The sequence below is a fragment of the Mycobacterium sp. genome, assembly GCF_035603715.1.
Classification (GTDB): domain Bacteria; phylum Actinomycetota; class Actinomycetes; order Mycobacteriales; family Mycobacteriaceae; genus Mycobacterium.
Map to the genome: position 1 here is coordinate 21091 of NZ_DATNJW010000115.1, position 16304 is coordinate 37394.

At 63.9% G+C, this 16304-nt stretch carries 18 protein-coding genes; 8 read left to right on the forward strand and 10 right to left on the reverse strand.

Going from position 1 to position 16304, the window contains the following annotated elements; genetic code table 11:
* Nucleotides 1-4: 4 nt before the first annotated feature.
* Complete coding sequence (locus tag VN856_RS05265) at nucleotides 5-631, reverse strand: TetR/AcrR family transcriptional regulator (RefSeq protein ID WP_325686848.1); 627 nt, start codon at nucleotides 629-631, stop codon at nucleotides 5-7.
* A gap of 72 nt (nucleotides 632-703) precedes the next feature.
* On the opposite strand from VN856_RS05265, the gene VN856_RS05270 reads away from it, so the two are divergent.
* Nucleotides 704-2431 (forward strand): N-acyl-D-amino-acid deacylase family protein, encoded by a 1728-nt coding sequence (locus tag VN856_RS05270; protein WP_325686850.1) that lies wholly within the window; start codon nucleotides 704-706, stop codon nucleotides 2429-2431.
* A 4-nt stretch (nucleotides 2432-2435) separates the two neighbouring features.
* On the opposite strand, the gene VN856_RS05275 is transcribed toward VN856_RS05270, so the two are convergent.
* Nucleotides 2436-3203 carry a hypothetical protein gene (locus VN856_RS05275; RefSeq protein WP_325686852.1) on the reverse strand — a complete coding sequence of 256 codons (768 nt, stop codon included), beginning with the start codon at nucleotides 3201-3203 and terminating at the stop codon, nucleotides 2436-2438.
* Here VN856_RS05275 and VN856_RS05280 point away from each other — a divergent pair.
* A complete protein-coding gene (locus VN856_RS05280) occupies nucleotides 3202-3771 on the forward strand; it encodes a class I SAM-dependent methyltransferase (protein WP_325686854.1) in 570 nt (189 codons plus the stop codon). The genes VN856_RS05275 and VN856_RS05280 overlap by 2 nt on opposite strands.
* Before the next feature lie 11 nt (nucleotides 3772-3782).
* Here the strand turns inward: VN856_RS05280 and VN856_RS05285 are convergent, their stop codons facing one another.
* Nucleotides 3783-4553, reverse strand: a complete 771-nt coding sequence (locus tag VN856_RS05285; RefSeq protein ID WP_325686856.1) for a helix-turn-helix transcriptional regulator — start codon at nucleotides 4551-4553, stop codon at nucleotides 3783-3785.
* A gap of 157 nt (nucleotides 4554-4710) precedes the next feature.
* On the opposite strand from VN856_RS05285, the gene VN856_RS05290 reads away from it, so the two are divergent.
* Complete coding sequence (locus tag VN856_RS05290) at nucleotides 4711-5184, forward strand: carboxymuconolactone decarboxylase family protein (protein ID WP_325686858.1); 474 nt, start codon at nucleotides 4711-4713, stop codon at nucleotides 5182-5184.
* A gap of 5 nt (nucleotides 5185-5189) precedes the next feature.
* Here VN856_RS05290 and VN856_RS05295 read toward each other — a convergent pair whose 3' ends face one another.
* Nucleotides 5190-6077, reverse strand: a complete 888-nt coding sequence (locus VN856_RS05295; protein WP_325686860.1) for a fructose bisphosphate aldolase — start codon at nucleotides 6075-6077, stop codon at nucleotides 5190-5192.
* Nucleotides 6078-6214: 137 nt separating this feature from the next.
* Between VN856_RS05295 and VN856_RS05300 the strand changes: the two genes are divergently transcribed.
* Nucleotides 6215-7351 carry a M28 family peptidase gene (locus VN856_RS05300; RefSeq protein WP_325686862.1) on the forward strand — a complete coding sequence of 379 codons (1137 nt, stop codon included), beginning with the start codon at nucleotides 6215-6217 and terminating at the stop codon, nucleotides 7349-7351.
* On the opposite strand, the gene VN856_RS05305 is transcribed toward VN856_RS05300, so the two are convergent.
* On the reverse strand, nucleotides 7334-8074 hold the full coding sequence (locus VN856_RS05305) for an SDR family oxidoreductase (protein WP_325686864.1): 741 nt from the start codon (nucleotides 8072-8074) through the stop codon (nucleotides 7334-7336). The two genes, VN856_RS05300 and VN856_RS05305, sit on opposite strands and share 18 nt — an antisense overlap.
* 171 nt (nucleotides 8075-8245) lie before the next feature.
* Between VN856_RS05305 and VN856_RS05310 the strand changes: the two genes are divergently transcribed.
* Nucleotides 8246-9145: a LysR family transcriptional regulator gene (locus VN856_RS05310; protein ID WP_325686866.1), complete on the forward strand. Its 900-nt coding sequence runs from the start codon at nucleotides 8246-8248 to the stop codon at nucleotides 9143-9145.
* Here VN856_RS05310 and VN856_RS05315 read toward each other — a convergent pair.
* Both VN856_RS05315 and VN856_RS05320 read right to left on the reverse strand, forming a co-directional pair.
* Entirely contained in the window at nucleotides 9124-9744 is a 621-nt protein-coding gene (locus tag VN856_RS05315) for a TetR/AcrR family transcriptional regulator (protein WP_325686868.1), read from the reverse strand. The two genes, VN856_RS05310 and VN856_RS05315, sit on opposite strands and share 22 nt — an antisense overlap.
* Nucleotides 9719-11059, reverse strand: coding sequence for an aromatic ring-hydroxylating dioxygenase subunit alpha (locus tag VN856_RS05320; protein ID WP_325686870.1), 1341 nt, complete (start codon nucleotides 11057-11059; stop codon nucleotides 9719-9721). The genes VN856_RS05315 and VN856_RS05320 overlap by 26 nt, the downstream gene beginning before the upstream one ends.
* 77 nt (nucleotides 11060-11136) lie before the next feature.
* Here VN856_RS05320 and VN856_RS05325 point away from each other — a divergent pair, with 77 nt between their 5' ends.
* A complete protein-coding gene (locus VN856_RS05325; protein ID WP_325686882.1) occupies nucleotides 11137-12897 on the forward strand; it encodes an N-acyl-D-amino-acid deacylase family protein in 1761 nt (586 codons plus the stop codon).
* 168 nt (nucleotides 12898-13065) lie between these two features.
* Here the strand turns inward: VN856_RS05325 and VN856_RS05330 are convergent, their stop codons facing one another.
* Complete coding sequence (locus VN856_RS05330; protein WP_325686872.1) at nucleotides 13066-13644, reverse strand: TetR/AcrR family transcriptional regulator; 579 nt, start codon at nucleotides 13642-13644, stop codon at nucleotides 13066-13068.
* Nucleotides 13645-13735: 91 nt separating this feature from the next.
* Here VN856_RS05330 and VN856_RS05335 point away from each other — a divergent pair, with 91 nt between their 5' ends.
* On the forward strand, nucleotides 13736-14587 hold the full coding sequence (locus VN856_RS05335; RefSeq protein WP_325686874.1) for an oxidoreductase: 852 nt from the start codon (nucleotides 13736-13738) through the stop codon (nucleotides 14585-14587).
* Between the two features lie 31 nt (nucleotides 14588-14618).
* Here the strand turns inward: VN856_RS05335 and VN856_RS05340 are convergent, their stop codons facing one another.
* Complete coding sequence (locus VN856_RS05340) at nucleotides 14619-14852, reverse strand: hypothetical protein (RefSeq protein WP_325686876.1); 234 nt, start codon at nucleotides 14850-14852, stop codon at nucleotides 14619-14621.
* Nucleotides 14853-15110: 258 nt separating this feature from the next.
* On the opposite strand from VN856_RS05340, the gene VN856_RS05345 reads away from it, so the two are divergent.
* Nucleotides 15111-15569 (forward strand): DUF5994 family protein, encoded by a 459-nt coding sequence (locus VN856_RS05345; RefSeq protein WP_325686878.1) that lies wholly within the window; start codon nucleotides 15111-15113, stop codon nucleotides 15567-15569.
* On the opposite strand, the gene VN856_RS05350 is transcribed toward VN856_RS05345, so the two are convergent.
* The coding region (locus VN856_RS05350) for a protein adenylyltransferase SelO family protein (RefSeq protein ID WP_325686880.1) at nucleotides 15545-16304 on the reverse strand (760 nt) is incomplete at its 5' end. The genes VN856_RS05345 and VN856_RS05350 overlap by 25 nt on opposite strands.

The window sequence follows — 16304 nt, forward strand, 5'->3', positions numbered from 1 at the left end:
GCTCCTAATCGCTTTGGACCGCGAAAGAATCCAGGAGGACGGTGATCAAATTCGCGAGTAGGTCCGGGTCGATGGTTCCTGGGCGAAGAACTTCCTCCATCGCGATCCCCAAGTTGATCGTGACGACGAGCTGGGCGAGATCGGCCAATCGCTTACCGGACGGCGCGGTGGTGGTCGATTCGACGATGGTCTGCGCCTGGTCGGCGGCGGCGGCATGACGACGCGCGATCAGGCGCTCGCGCAGCTCGGGATCGCGCACCGCACGCAGCCAGTACTCGACGAACAGGATGTAGTAGTCGGCGCGGCCGTGAACCGAGTCAAGCACCGACCGGCTCAATGACTGCGCGGCCGCCGCGGTATCGCCGCCACTTTCCAGCGCCGTGGCGATCTGCTCGCCACGAAGCTCGAACTCGCGGTCAAGCAAGGCCAGGAACAATTCGTCTTTGGATCCGAAGTTCGAGTAGACCGCGCCTTTGGTGAATCCCGCGGCTTGACCGATTGCGTCGATCGTGGCGCCGGCGAACCCCTCGGCGGCGAAAACTCTCGAGGCTGCATCCAGGATCCGGTCCCGTACCTCGCCTCGTGTCGGGCGGGTTCGCATTGGCTTGACAGGCGACATGGATGAAAGCATACTCGACGGTATCGATTCGATACTGATCAGTATCGAGGTGATACCCAAAAAGTATCGATAGGTGGGGTTGAGATGACGAATTTTGATGTGGTGATCCGTGGCGGCACGGTGTTCGATGGAACCGGTGCGGCGCCGACAGCTGCCGACGTCGGAGTCCGCGACGGGAAAGTGGCCGCGATCGCCCAAGGTCTGCCCGAGGGCGTGCGCACCGTCGATGCATCCGGCCAATGGGTGATGCCCGGCCTGATCGACGTGCACACGCACTACGATGCCGAAATTCTGCTCAGCCCCGGACTCGGCGAGTCCGTCCGGCACGGGACAACCTCGGTGATTCTGGGTAACTGCTCGCTGTCGACCATCTACAGCGAGGCCGACGATTGCGCCGACATGTTCGCCCGCGTCGAAGCACTCCCGTGGCAAATCGTCCACGACGCGGTCAAGGAATACAAAACCTGGAGTACGCCGCCCGAATACGTCAAGGCGGTGGATTCGTTGCCGCTCGGTGCGAACGTTGCCGCCTTCATCGGCCACTCCGACATCCGCGCCGCCGTGCTGGGGCTGGGCCGGTCGGTCGATAGTGGCTATCGCCCGACCCTCGCTGAAATAGAGCAGATGCAGGGGATGCTTTCCGATGCCCTCGACGCCGGTTTCGTCGGGCTGTCCACCCTGCGCAGCTCCTTCTCCAAGCTCGAGGGGACTCGTTTTCCGGCGCGGCAACTGCCCTCGACCTACGCGAAGTGGTCGGAGTTCAACGCGCTCAACAACGTGCTGCGCCGACGGGGACGCGTGCACCAGAGCACCCCGAACCTGGCGCGACAGGCCGAAGTGTCCCGCTACCTCGCTCAAAGCATCGGCCTCGGATTCCGGCGACCGCTGAAGAGCACATTGATCGCGGCCGCCGACGTCAAGGCCGACCGGCGGGCGGCGCGATTGACCTTGCTGGCCGCCGCTCTCACAAACCGGGCCGGCGGCGACTTCCGCTGGCAGCACCTGCCGGTGCCGTTCGAAATGTACGCAGACGGTGTCGATCTCGTCGTGTTCGAGGAGTTCGGTTCAGGCTCGGCCGCGCTGAACTTCCGCGACGAAGTGAGTCGCGGACGGCTGCTCGCCGACGAGTCGTACCGCCGTCAGTTTCGCAAAGACATGACGAAACAGTTCGGCCCGCGAGTGTGGAGTCGCGATCTCTCCGACGCCGAAATCGTCTCCTGCCCAGATGCTTCCGTCGTCGGACAATCGTTCGCCGATGTGGCTGCCACGCGCGGAATCGAACCCGCCGACGCACTTCTCGACCTGACCGTCGAGCACGGCGCAAAGCTGCGCTGGCGGACGGTCGTCGCCAACGACCGCGAGAACGTGCTGGACCGGATGCAGCGATCGCCCAACGTGCAGATCGGCTTCTCGGACTCCGGGGCGCATCTGCGCAACATGGCGTTCTATAACAGCGGACTCCGCATGCTCGAACGTGTTTACCACCGTCGATCGATGTCCGTGGAGACCGCAGTCCGCCGCCTGACCGGTGAACTCGCCGACTGGTACGGCCTCGACGCCGGCTACCTTCGCGATGGCAAACGCGCGGACATCGCCATCATCAATCCTGACGGATTCGACGGGTCAAGCGCTGCCTACGCCGAAGCACCCTACCCGGGCGCACCGGACGTCAAGCGAATGGTGAACCGCAACGACGCTCTCGTCAGCGCCACCATCGTCGGCGGCCAGATCGTCTACGCGGAGGGCGAATTCGCGCCCGGCTTCGGCACCGAGCTGCGAGCGGGACGCTTCCTGGAAGCCGCCAATTGCTGAGAAGCTAGGCGACGTCGCGGTGCAGGAGGTCGCCTTCGGACTCCCATTGGCTGACCTGGGCACGCAGCTGCGTGAGTTCGGCCATTTCGTGGGTCGAGAAGTCTTGCGCCACTTCGTGTTCGCGGTACAAATCGATGGCCCGTTCCTCCAGGGATAGCGCCAGTTGCTGACCTTTGTCGGTCAACTTCATCCATGCCGAGAACATCCATCGCCTCGGGTCGTCGTAATGGCCGACGTACCTGTGCGAGATCTTGTCTATCGAACGGTCAAGCGGCCGCTTGGAGGCGACGAAACGGAATTTGTTCACGTCTCCGAGGCGGAACAGTCCGTCGTCGACCAGGGTGCGGATGGTCTCGAGCGTCTCTTGTTGTACCTGCGCTTCGGACGCTGAGGGGTTCTGCTGCTTGACCTTCCAGTCAATCGCATTCAACGGGACGGGCCTACCAAGACCTTTGAGTAGCAGATTGTCTCGAATTATCTCGGTCTTGGTCATTCGTCTTGCCTTTCGCCACTTTCTTACGCCGAGTTCAACGCGTCTCGTTGGTGCGTATTCCCGCGGAATCGTGATGCGCCACACGTCGGTGGAGATGGGTATGGGCACGCGAATCAGCAACAGCGAGTTATCAATAACGGGCCTCGCCGGCATGTTGTCGCCCGATCGGACTGTGGCGGTTTTTCGATAGAACAAGGCACATTTTCGGAAGCCAGCACACCTCGGTGTCTCGTAACGTGCGAAATGCATGAAGTTTCCAGAAGAAAGGCGCCACGTCATGGCGATGAACTTGTTGCATCAGCGACGGTGTAGCTCGGCGGGGTGGGCCGACATGGTCCGCGATGAGCTGCTGCCCTGGGCGCTCGCAGATGTGGAGTTGGGCGACCAGACGCTCGAGATCGGGCCCGGTTACGGCGCGACTCTGCGCGCACTCGTCGATCGGGCCGGCGCGGTGACAGCGGTCGAAGTCGACAAGCCGATGGCCGAGCGGCTGGACCGGCTGTACGGCGACCGGGCGCGGGTGATGCACGGCGATGGCAGCAATACCGGGTTGCCCGATACGTCGTTCGACTCGGTGGTGTGCTTCACCATGCTTCATCACGTCCCCACCGATCGGCTGCAAGATCAGTTGTTCGCGGAGGCGTTTCGAGTCCTGCGGCCCGGCGGGGTGTTCGCCGGTAGCGACCGTGTGCCGTCACTGCCGTTCCGGCTCATCCATATCGGAGATACCTACAACCCGATCCGGCCAGACGAGCTGAAGACACGCCTGGGCGTGGCGGGGTTCACCGACATTCGCACGGACGTTTCGGGAGTCCGACTGCGTTGGCGAGCAAGCAAACCCGATTAGGCGCACACACGTCAGCTTGACGCCAAATCAAATTCGGGAGTATCCAGGCGAGAAGACGCGCCGGGGGTGTGCCCGAAGCTGCGGCGGAACACCTCGATGAAGGCACTTGCCGATGACCAGCCACATTGGTGTGCGACGGTCGTCACCGGTGTTCGTTCAGCCAACAGAACGAGCGCGCGGTGCAGACGTAACTGGGTGCGCCACTGCGGGAACGTCATTCCGAGGTCTTGACGAAAGAGGCGAGACAGACTCCGATCGCTGGCGCCGACTGCGCGTCCGAGTTCGGCGAGGGTCCGGCTGTCGGCGGGATCGGCGTGCAGGATGTCGCAGACTGCACGAAGCAGCGGAACGTTGGGAGTCGGGACGTGTAATGGCTGTTGCGGAGAGACCAGCAACTGGTCGAGCAGCACGGCGCGCAGTCGGGCACGCTCCGGAGTGTCCGCGTCGCTGCCGGTATAGGCGATGATCAGCTCGCGCAACAAGGGTCCGACTGCCAGCACGGTGGGCGAGTCGAGCTGCAGGGGATTATCTGAGGCGGAGAGGCCGACGGTGTGCAGCTTGAGTTCGCCGTAGGCCCGGTGAGCGTGGAAGGTGCCGGCCGGGATCCAGATGGCCCGGGTGGCAGGGGCGACCCAGGACCCTTGATCGGTGGTGACCGCCAATACTCCGCGCCCCGCGTAAACGATCTGGTGGTCGTTGTGCCGGTGAGCGTCGATCGTGTCACCCGATGCGAGGCGCAGGGTGCGGGTTGGAGCGGTGGGCTCGTGGCGGATTTCCGGCATTACTGCTGATTTTACGGATAGGCCGACGCGCCGCTCGGAATGAGGCGGGAAAGTCCGTACGAAGCACTCAGTGTGTTTGTGTGCTGAAGGCGCAATAAGTTAAGTGGCGCAATGAATTTCGGTTGCAAGGGAGATTCGCCGGACGTACGGTTCCGCTATGGCCTCCACATCACGCAGATTGGGCAAGCTGGCATCGTTCACCTGGCGGCTGACGCTGGTCGTCGGCGTCGGTCTACTCGCGCAGGCAGCACCCACGAGTCGGGCCGACGGGTGCGGCGACGCCAACCCGGCCGACACGTCGGCCGGTGGTTGCATCGATCCCGCGCCGCCGGCAAACGGCGATCCTCCGTGGCTCGCAACTCTCGAGCGGCGGGACCCCCACTTCGCTGACTCCTACCGCGGCACGCGGGAGCGCATCCTGCAGGACGGGGCCATTCCCGCCAAATACAAGTTGCTGATGGGAATGATCACCGACGCGATCGCTGCGCACCCTGACGGTGTCAAGTCGCTGGCCGACAACGCCCGTGCTGCCGGCGCGTCGGAGGCTGAGGTTACCGAAGCGGTCGAGGTCGGATATCTCTACGGTGGTACAGCGGCATTGGTCATGGGTGCCAATGCGTTTCACGAATAGCCGCGTCAGGTCACCGAGGCGTCATAGATTTCGTCGATGTTCGCCTTGAGCTTCTCATCGAATTCCGCATCGCTCTGGTCGACCGTCAGCCCTTCGGTCAAGGCTCGCGAAAAGCTCGCGATCAGGCGGTGATTGTGGGCCAGCTTGTCGGCGCTTTGCGCAAGGCTGTAGCCGCCGGACAACGCCACCACCCGCAGAACGCGGGGATGCTCGATGAGCGGGGCATACAGATCGTTCTCGTCCGGCAGCGTCAGCTTGAGCATGACCTGCCGATCCTCCGGAAGCTCATCGAGTTTCGCCTGTATTGCTTCCACCAGCAGTCGATCCGCGGTGGCCTTGTTGGTGCATTTGATGCTGACCTCGGGTTCGAGGATCGGCATCAGATCGTGCTGAGCGATTACCTCGGCGCTGTCGAACTGCTGGTCGACGATCGCCTTGATGCCGCCGTCGTTCGGCTCCTGGACGAACGAGCGCATTTTGGTGCCGAAGACGCCCTTTTCGACGGCACGTTCCAGCAGCGAACCGAGTTTCGTCATCGGCTTCATCAGCTGGACGCCGTACTGCGCGTCGGCAAGCCCCTGATCGACCTTGACGAACGGCACGATGTGCTTCTGCTTCCACAGAAAGGCGACGGTGTCTTCGCCGTTGATGGTGCGATCCAGCGTCTGCTCAAACAGAATGGTTGCCAGGATCTTGTCGCCGGTGAAGCTGGGACTCTCGATCAATCGCGCCCGCGCCTCATGCATGAGGTCGAACATCTGCCCCTCGTTGCCATATGCGGTCTCGGGTATTCCGTAGAGCGCCAGCGCTTTGGGGGTGCTGCCACCGCTTTGATCCAGTGCGGCAATGAAGCCACGGCGCGAACCCATCTCGTTAAGTTGCTCTTCGTTCACTGTGATCCCTCGGCTTTCCCATCGTCCACCCGTGCGTTTAGCATCGCGCAACGTCACCGTTGCGGCTACCACTTCCGATATGCCCGCAAACCACCCGTGCAATCGGTCTACGGTTGGCAAAGACGGGAGGGGAGCCGATGGGGCAACGCGACCTCGATCCGACCGAAAGTCTCTTGCAAGAACTGCTGTGGACGTACGGACCGTGCGGTCAGGAGGACGCGGTGCGCACAGTGTGTGCCCGCGAGCTGCAACCCCTGGTCGACGACATGTGGACCGACGACGCCGGCAACCTGATCGGCTACATCGGTGCCGACGATGACGCGAACACCTCGGAGTCGCGCGACCATCGGCACCGGACGAGCTCGATCGCCGGCGGGTCCGCGACACGGGTGATGGCACACATGGACGAGCTGTCCATGCTCGTCAAGCGTGTCGAGGCCGACGGCACATTGCATATGACGCAGCTCGGCGTGATGTACCCGGGCAATTTCGGGCTCGGTCCGGTCGCGCTGCTGGGCGACCACCAGACACTGACCGCCGTGCTCACGCTCGGCTCTGAGCACACCACCCAGGAGAGCCCGCGGATCTGGGAGACCAAACCTGACCAAGGCGACCGCGCGCTGGATTGGCAACACGTCTACGTCTTCACCGGGCGCACACCCGAAGATCTGGCTGCCGCCGGGGTGCATGCCGGCACTCGCGTGTGTATCGATCGCAGCAAGAGGGACCTCGTCGAGTTCGGAAGCTACATCGGGTCCTACTTTTTGGACGATCGCGCCGCCGTGACCGCGTTGTTGCGTGCCGCACGCCTGCTACACGAACGAGGGCAACGACCCGCCGAAGACGTGTATCTCGTTTTCACCACCAACGAGGAGATCGGCGGAGTGGGCGGCTCCTACGCCAGCGCCACGCTGCCCGGGACTCTCACGATCGCCTTGGACGTTGGACCCACCGAGCGGGAGTACGCGACCACCGTCACCGGCGGTCCGATCGTGGGCTACAGCGACGCGTTGTGCGTGTACGACAAAGACGTCGCCGACGGGCTGATGGGGATCGCCACCGCGCGCGGGCTGTCGCCGCAGCCGGCGACGCTGGGTGCATTCATGTCTGACGCGTCGCACTCCAAGGCCAGCGGGCTGACGCCACGTGCGGGGCTACTCTGCCTGCCCACATTGAGCACCCATGGGTTCGAAGTGATTCCGCGTGCGGCGATCGATGACATGGCGGGCATCGTGGCGGATTTCCTGCTGCGACCCCTAGCTGCCGATCGCTAACTGGCCGCCGGTGACCTGCAGGACGGCGCCATTCACGTAGCTCGCTGCCGGTGAGGCCAGAAACGTGATGGCGTTGGCGATCTCGTCGGCCGAAGCGGGCCGCCCGAGCGCGGTGTAGGCGGCAAAGGCATCGGCTAGGCCCGGCGTCGCGTCGGTGCCGGGAGTCTCGGCCGGCCCGGGCGACACGGCGTTCACCCGCACACCGGACCGACCGAATTCGTCCGCCCAGACGCGAGTCAACAGTTCCACCCCGGCCTTGCTGGCGCCGTAGATGCCGCCGGTGCGAGATGGGATAGATGCGGCGACGGTGCTGAGGTTGACGACGACGCCGTGGCCCCGTTCGGCCATCCCCGGCACCAGTTGCTGAACGAGGATGTAGGGGGCTCGCAGATTGATGTTGATGTGCTCTTCGAAGAACGCGTCGTCGGTGTCGACGGTCGTACCGAACTTGTAGACGCCGGCGTTGTTGATCAGGATGTCGACCGGTCCCACTTCGGCGGCCAGCCGGCGTACGTCGTCGGCGTCGGCAAGATCGGCTGCGATGAAACGTGCGTTGCCCCCTGCGTTTTGGATCTCCTGCACGACCTTGGCGCCGCGTTCGGCGCTGCGCCCGTGCACGATGACCTCGGCGCCGAGCTGAGCGAGTTGGAGTGCTGTCGCGCGGCCAATGCCGGCGGTGGCTCCGGTTACCAGTGCGGTCGAACCCTCGAGTGTTGTTGTCATCGAACCTGCTCCTTCGCGGGAAACTGCGGATGTCGCGAGCAATAGCGCGGTGCGAAGGCCATTTAATCCGCGCTGCGGGTGAAGTCATCTGTTTGGCTTATCGAAGCTATTAGCTGCCGCTATAAGCTGGGCTGATAGCCAATCGGCTTCGGCGTGAGGCAGCCAACGGTGATGGACTTTCGAGAACTCAGCGCTTTCGTGGCGGTGGTGGAAGAAGGCGGCATGTCCGCCGCGTCGCGTCGTCTGCATGTCAGCCAGTCAGCGTTATCGCAGACGGTGAGCGCCTTGGAACGCGAACTCGGCGTCTCCCTGTTGGAGCGCACTAGCACCGGCGTACGCCCAACCGAGGCAGGAACGGCGTTGCTCGTCGAGGCGCGTGCGGTGCTGGCCCGCTATCACCAGGCCGTGCGGACGATGAGCACCTATAACACCAGATCCAGCGCGGTCGTCAGGCTTGGCATTCCGATGGAACTGGATCCTGACGTGTTGCCCACGGCGCTAGCCAAATTCGCGGTCGAATCGCCAAACACGCGCGTCGTTCCTCAGCACCTCTCGACGGCAGCGCAAATCACGGCATTACGCAGCGATCAACTCGACGTAGGTCTGGTCCGTGAACGCCCCGCCGGCTCCGAGTTCGACGCGATGCTGGTCGCTCAAGAACCGCTTGGGGTACTCATCTCATCGAAAGTTGCTGCACAACTGGCCGACTCCGACGGCCTCCAGCTGGACCAGCTGGCCGAACTGAATTGGCTCGGCTTCCCCCGCACCAGCAGCCCCGCCTGGTATGACGAGCTGACCGGCATACTCCGCAGCCATGGCATCGATGTCGGGCCGCCGGCCGCCGATGATCAAGTCCTGATCGCCGCGGTGAAGTTCGTGGCCGTCGGCAGCGGCCAGACTTTCGCTTTTGCCCCCGAACCCGGACTGCAGCCGCTGCCCGACAACGTCACTTGGTCGCCGTTGGTCGGTAACCCCGTGGTCCGCCGCACCTGGGCGGTGTGGCCGTCGGAGTCGCGGCGACGGGACGTCGGTCGGCTGATTGCTTCGTTTCAGCCACCTGACGGCAGGTGACTCAGTAGCGCGTTGAGCCCGAATTCGAAGACGGCGTCGTAGTCAGTGGGGGACTGCAGCGCCCGGACCAGCGCCTGATCGGGCCATTCGTCGTCCCACAGCGAGGGGTCCTCTTCCTCGTGTTTGGCACCCCGAACCGCGGAGAACTGCATCACCGCCGACGAGATGACGTGAACCTGTACCGCTCGCAGGACAAGTGCGGCATCGGTTCCGGTCACGCCCAACTCCGCGAGCAGGGCGGCCAGGGTCTGCTGAATCGGCAGAAACAGGGTGGGCGTTCGGTCGCGTTCGTGGGCGATGGCCAGCAGGTGCTGCCGGTCGATCAGGACCCTGCGTTGCGAGCGGGCAAGAGACGCAATACGTTCCACCGGGTTCTCACCGTTGATGGGCAGATGTGCCATCTCGCTGAGCAGTCGGTCGATCAGGCTGTCGAAGAGTTTGTCGCGACCGCCGACATGCCAGTAGATCGAGGTGGCGGCCACCCCGAGTTCTTCGGCGAGGCCCCGCATGGTGAACGCCTCCACTCCCTGCCGTTCGATCAGGCCTGCGGCAGTGTCCAGGATCGTTTGCGCGCTAACCGGTTCCGTCAGTTGTCTCACCTCCTGTCATCAGCTCCGACTCCGGCAGGTCGAGATAGCGTTCGAGATTGCGGTGCAGATTGATCACACGCCGTTCCTCGTTGGACAGCGTCAAGTGCGTGAACCCGGGTTGGTGCAGACCGCGCTGAAGCCCGGCCAGCACCGAAATATCTTGGGTGAGAACCAGGCCCGGCTCAGCTTCGTCCGCGGTCATCCGAACGTCGGTGGGCCGGCACCGCGCTGCGCCGGGCGGCATGCGCGTCCACAAAATCATCACCAGTTCACCGTGGTCGGGATCGGGCCCCGGGTGGGAGGTCATCACGGTGAGGTGATCGGCGTTGGCCAGCAATGTCATGTTCGGAAAAATGTTGTACTGGTGCAGCCGCATCACCTGATCGGTACTGGCCCAACTCGCATCGACACCGCGTCCGGCAGCGAAAGCTCTTGTCCGAGCGGCGATTACGTCCGCAACCGACTGTCCGGGCTGACATTGGTCTGCCGGGAACGGAGTTCCTTCGGCGACACCCATCAGTGCACCCTGCGTACGGACATAGGCGTCCCAGACGTCGGCATCGCTCAGCGGCTGCTTGAGGTGCGGACTCGGCACCCCGTAGATCTGCTCGGACTTGCCGGTATGTCCCCAAATGACCTGCGGTGCGTAGACGTCGTCCATGCACTTGTGCAGCTCGGGGTGCAGCGTCTGGATGTGGTACGTCTCGCTGAACCCGTCGGCGATCGTCTTCCAATTCGCATCGACCTCGACGGTCATGGTTGCATAGCAACGGAAGTCGCCGAGCCCAAGCCAGGCGATGTCGTCTGGCACCGCTTCGAGGTAATCGGCAAGCGGCGCCGCATTCGAATCGAGATTGACGAAGACCAGCCGCTCCCAGGTGTCGACCCGGATCGGGAACAACGGAAGCTCGGCCATCGGCAACGCGCCGAACCCCTTGCGGTTCGGGACTCGCTTGAGTGAGCCGGCCAGGTCCCACGTCCAGCCGTGATAGCCGCAACGCAGCTCGCGCAAGTCCGAACCGGATCCCGCGCACAGCGAGTTCCCGCGATGGCGGCACACGTTCTGGAAGGCACGCAGCGTGCCGTCGTCACCGCGCACAATGACAACCGAGTAGGGCCCGCAACGGTATTCGAAGTAATCCCCGGGCTCCGCGACATGGTCGACGGTGCAGGCGAGCTGCCATACCTTGGGCCACATCCGCTCGACTTCGAGCTGCGCGAACGCCGCGGAGTAGTAGCGCTCCGCGGGCACCAGAGTCGGCCGCCGCGGCGGCGTACCGATCGCATCTTCACGCCGTAGATCAGGCGCCGCGTGGGTCGTCATGGAAGTACTCCCGAAGCCTCTGTAACGGTGTTACATTGGCCACTGTAGCGGGCGGCAGCGCAGACAAGGGAGTAATCGTGTTCGACCTCAAAATCACCGGCGGAACCGTCGTCGACGGAACCGGCGCGGACCGATTCAATGCCGACATCGCCGTCAAGGACGGCAAGATCGTCGAGATCCGGCGCCGCGGGGCGGGCAGTCCGCCGCTGGAAGGCGACGCCGCTGAGACCATCGATGCAACCGGAAAGATCGTCGCGCCCGGCTTTGTCGACATTCACACTCATTACGACGGCCAGGTGAGCTGGGATGCGCTGCTGGAGCCGTCGAGTGACCACGGCGTGACGACCGTTGTCACCGGTAACTGCGGGGTCGGGTTCGCGCCGGTGCGGCCCGGGCAAGAGGATTGGCTGATCGGCCTGATGGAAGGCGTCGAGGACATCCCCGGCACCGCCCTCACCGAGGGCATCTCCTGGGGTTGGGAGAGCTATCCCGAATATCTCGACGTCATTGGCCGGGGAGAATTCGCCGTCGACGTCGGCAGCCAGGTGGCCCACGGCGCGATCCGCGCATATGCGATGGGTGAGCGTGGCGCCCGCAACGAGCCCGCCTCGCCCGAGGACATCGCGGCGATGGCGCGCCTCGTGCAGGAGGCCGTCGAAGCCGGTGCGCTGGGCTTCTCGACCTCGCGCACGCTGGGCCACCGTGCTATCGACGGTGAACCAGTACCGGGCACCTATGCCGCCGAAGATGAGCTGTTCGGACTTGGCCGGGCCATGGCGGCCGGCGGCCAGGCGGTGTTCGAGTTGGCTCCGCAGGGCGTGGCGGGTGAGGACATCATCGCCCCCAAGAAAGAGCTGGAGTGGATGCAGCGGTTGGGCGCCGAGATCGATCGGCCGATCTCCTTCGGCATGATCCAGGTCGATGCCGCCCCGGACCTGTGGCGCGAACAGCTGGACATCTCCGCGGCCGCCCATGCCGCTGGCAGCCGGTTGTATCCCCAGATCGCCGCGCGTCCGTTCGGCATGTTGTTCGGCTTCGACGGGCATCACGCGTTCACTCACCGCCCGACCTTCCGGCGGCTGAAAGCCGAATGCAGCCGCGAGGAGCTCGCGCAGCGGCTGGCCGATCCCGCCGTCAAGGCCGCGATTCTTTCCGAGGAGGATCTGCCGCCGGATCCAACTTTGTTGTTCGACAACATGTTTGCGCTAGCGCAATATGCGCTCGGTCGCACCTACGCGATGGGCGATCCGCCCGACTATGAGCCGACCGACGAGCGCACCGTGGAGAAGATCGCCGCCGAACGCGGCGAAGACCCGCTGTCCACGCTTTACGACCTGATGCTCGAGCATGACGCGACATCGATGCTGATGCTGCCGTTCTACAACTACGCCTACGGCAACCACGACGCGATCCGCGAGATGCTGACTCATCCGGCCGGCGTGGTGGGCCTGTCGGACGGCGGCGCGCATTGCGGGATGATTTGCGACGCATCGTTCCCGACGTTCCTGCTGACGCACTGGGCGCGCGATCGTCACCGCGGTGAGACGCTGCCGCTGGAGTACGTCATCCGCAAGCAGTCCTACGACACGGCGCAGCTCTTTGGGCTGTCCGATCGCGGTGTCGTCGAGATCGGGAAGCGGGCCGATGTGAACGTGATCGACATGGATGCGATCACGTTGCACCGGCCTCAGATGGCTTACGACTTGCCGGCCGGCGGCAAGAGGCTGATTCAGGGCGCCTCGGGCTACGACGCCACGATCGTCAATGGCGTGGTGACTCGCCGTCACGGGGTCGACACCGGCGCGCGTCCCGGCCGGCTGGTCCGCGGGGCGCGCTGAGCAGCCCTGGCAAAGATCACATCAGGCACTCGGCCACCGAGGGCCGGCGGCGTTCGTTGTGCCCACCTCCCAGCGACAAACTTGTCGCGCCCTGAGATTGTCGCTCGAAGGCGGGCAAATTATCGCTCGGCTCCACGCGGGGATCGGCGGTGCAGACGTGACAGCGGCTCAGCGGGCGAGGGCTTGGTCGATCAACGCCTGGGCCGCGGTCTTGGCCCATGCCCACGGCGTTGGATCGTCGAGCGAGGTTGTCAGTGCGGCCGCACCCTCGTACAGCACGGCGAGCTGATGGCCCAGTTGTCGCGGGTCTGCGGCGTCTGCCTGGGCGGCTAGTTCGGTGAGCGCGTCGGCGAAGCTTTCCTTGGACACGCGAACAATTTCGTGTACGCCCGGCATGGTTCCGGCGGCCTCGACGGCCGCGTTGTGGAAGGGGCAGCCGCGTAGCGTCGAGGTGGGTGCTGTCGGGGTGTCGAAGACGGCCAGCAAGCGCTGTCGCGGCGTCTGATCGCCGGTGTCGGTCGACAGCCGGTTGGCCCGTTGCTCCATGGCACGCAGATATTCCTCGACTACCGCTGTCTTGCTTGGAAAGTGTTGGTAGAGAGTGCGTTTAGAGACCGATGATTCGGCCGCGAGTCGCTCGACGCCGGTGGCGTTGATGCCGTCGCGGTAGAACAATTCGGCGGCCGTGTCCAGGATGCGCTGACGTGCGCCACGGCCACCCTTGTTTGCCACCGCCTGCTTGCTCATACCGAGAGTATACCGACCGGTTTACATACGCCGTCAAGTGGTGTAGCGTCGCGACGGCATAGGTACACCAATCGGTTTACTAGGAGTAGACATGACACAGCGATCACCCGTAGTGCTGGTTACCGGCACTTCGTCAGGAATCGGTCAAGCCATCGCCAGCGCCTTTGCGGCGAAGGGCTTCGAGGTTTTCGGCACCAGCCGCAACCCGCAACGCACCGAGCCGATCGCCGGCGTGGAGTTGCTGCCGCTCGACGTCACCGACCCCGAGTCGGTCGCCGCGGCCGTTGCGACCGTCATCGAGCGGGCCGGTCGGATTGACATCCTGGTCAACAACGCCGGAGTCGGTGTGTTCGGCGCAGCGGAGGAGAGTTCGATCGCTCAGGCTCAGGAACTCTTCGACACCAACTTCTTCGGAGTGATCCGGTTGACTCGTGAGGTGCTGCCGCATCTGCGGGCCCAGGGCAGTGGCCGGATCATCAATGTCGGCTCGGTATTGGGATTCCTTCCGGCGCCGTACGGCGCGCTGTACGCGGCCTCCAAGCACGCGGTCGAAGGCTATTCAGAATCCCTGGATCACGAGACCCGCGAGTTCGGTGTGCGGGTTTCGGTGGTCGAACCCGGTTACACCAGCACCTCGTTCGAGGCCAACGCGACCGATGCCGATTCGCCGATCGAGAGCTACGGGCCTCTACGCGAGCACGTCAAAGTCGGACTGCGCAAGGCGGTGGAGGCCGGCGATGACCCCGCGGTGGTAGCGCGCGTCGTACTGCAAGCGGCAACCAGTCGCACACCGAAGTTGCGCTACCCGGCCGGGCCGCTGGCGCGCCAATTAACGGTTCTGAAAAAGTTCGCACCGGCTACGTTGCTGGACAAGGCGATTCGGAAGGCGAACAAGCTGACCGCCGCACCGAAGCCGAGTCAGGTACCGCAAAAGGTGCGCTGATCCGCGGAAAGCTGGTGGCCGCCAATCAATTTCACTTTTCCTTGTCGTACCGGCGGACTAAATCGTCTTCGCCGAACACGTTCGCGTAATCCAAGCCTTGGTCGTCGCGGCCGAAAAACGTCCACTTGCGGGGAGCCGAGTGAGGGACGCTGACCATCTTGACGGTATAGCGCAAGCTGGTTTCGTGCAGCGTTCCGATGATGTCACCGACGCGGATCTTCGACGGATGAATCTCGGGTGCGTCGCACCAGTTCTGTGTGGCCACTACGTCCCCCTGGGTATTGTCACCACTCTACGCGCAAGCGGACGTAATGAAACACCTGAGTTACCAAACCGGGCGTTGGTGGCGTAACGTTGCAGGTGAGCCGTTTTGTTGCCGGCGGTGATTTGCCGGGACGCGTGCGGATGGCATTCGCGGGCAATGGGATTCCTCCGCTTTCCTGCGCCAGCGGGCTTGCGACGCCAGCCGTGAAGGAATTCCCTTGACCAGCAACACCTTTACCGCAATCCGAGTTGTCGCTAGATGAGTGACTGGCGTTCTGCGAATCCCATTCGGTTGGCGGTTTCCAGTCACTTGGGCGGGGAGATCGACGGTGCCTGGTGGCCGCGCGTTGATCGGATGACCGTCGAGTTACCCGGCCTCATCGCGGCCCTGACTCCGTTGCTGGGAGACATCACCTCGATCAACGTCAACTGGCCGCACCTTCAACGTCCACCTGACTTCAATTGGCCGGGATGGGAACACAAACCCCAGCACGTCATGACCATCAACGGCGAGAAGGCGCGGGTCAACCTGTTGATCATCCCGTATACGACGTACAGCGGCCTCGCCCTGATGGTGCTGCGTCGCGCCGCCAGCCTGCCGGTTCTTCCCGCCGATCGCGACAAACCCGCATTCGTCACCGCCGGCACGATCTTGCAGGCCGCTATGACCCAGCGCGCGGCAAATCTTGCAGCTCAGGTTCCGCAGAACGTCCGGTAGTCGCCGAAGTCTTCCGGCGCTGGGGCGGCGTAACGCTCCAAGCCCGGTCGCTCGTAGTAGGGGGCGGTGACGACAGTCAGCAGTTGCTGGAGGGGCTCCAGGTCGCCGGCCGTTGCAGCGGCCAACGCCTCCTCGACGAGGTGGTTGCGCGGGATGTACATCGGGTTGCTTCGATCCATCAACACCGCATCCGGAGTAAGTGCTCGCCAACGTGAGATCCATCCGTCGATCCCGGCCGGGTTGATGAACAATCCGCGCGTGGGCTCGACGTCACCTCGCGCCGCGTGGCTCAGCCCGCGGAAGAACGAGGTGTAGTCGACGCGACTCTCATTCAGCAGCGCGAGCAGATCTTCGACCAACGACATGACCGTCGCGGAGTCGTTGTCCGCGGAGAGACCGAGTTTGTCCCGCATCCCGTTCGTCCACGTGGCGTCGTACTGGCCCCGGAAAACATCGAACGCCTTTTCCGCGAGCGCGATGCCCTCGTCCACGCTGTCCGCGAGCAGCGGTAGCAGGGCCTCACCGAACCGGGCGAGGTTCCATCCGGCGATGGCGGGCTGGTTGTCGTAGGCGTATCGGCCCCAATGGTCGATTGAACTGAACACCGTGTCGGGGTTGTAGGCCTCCATGAAGGCGCACGGCCCGTAGTCGATCGTCTCGCCGGAGATCGTCATGTTGTCGGTGTTCATCACGCCGTGGACGAAGCCGATCAGCATCCACTGGGCCACCAGCGAG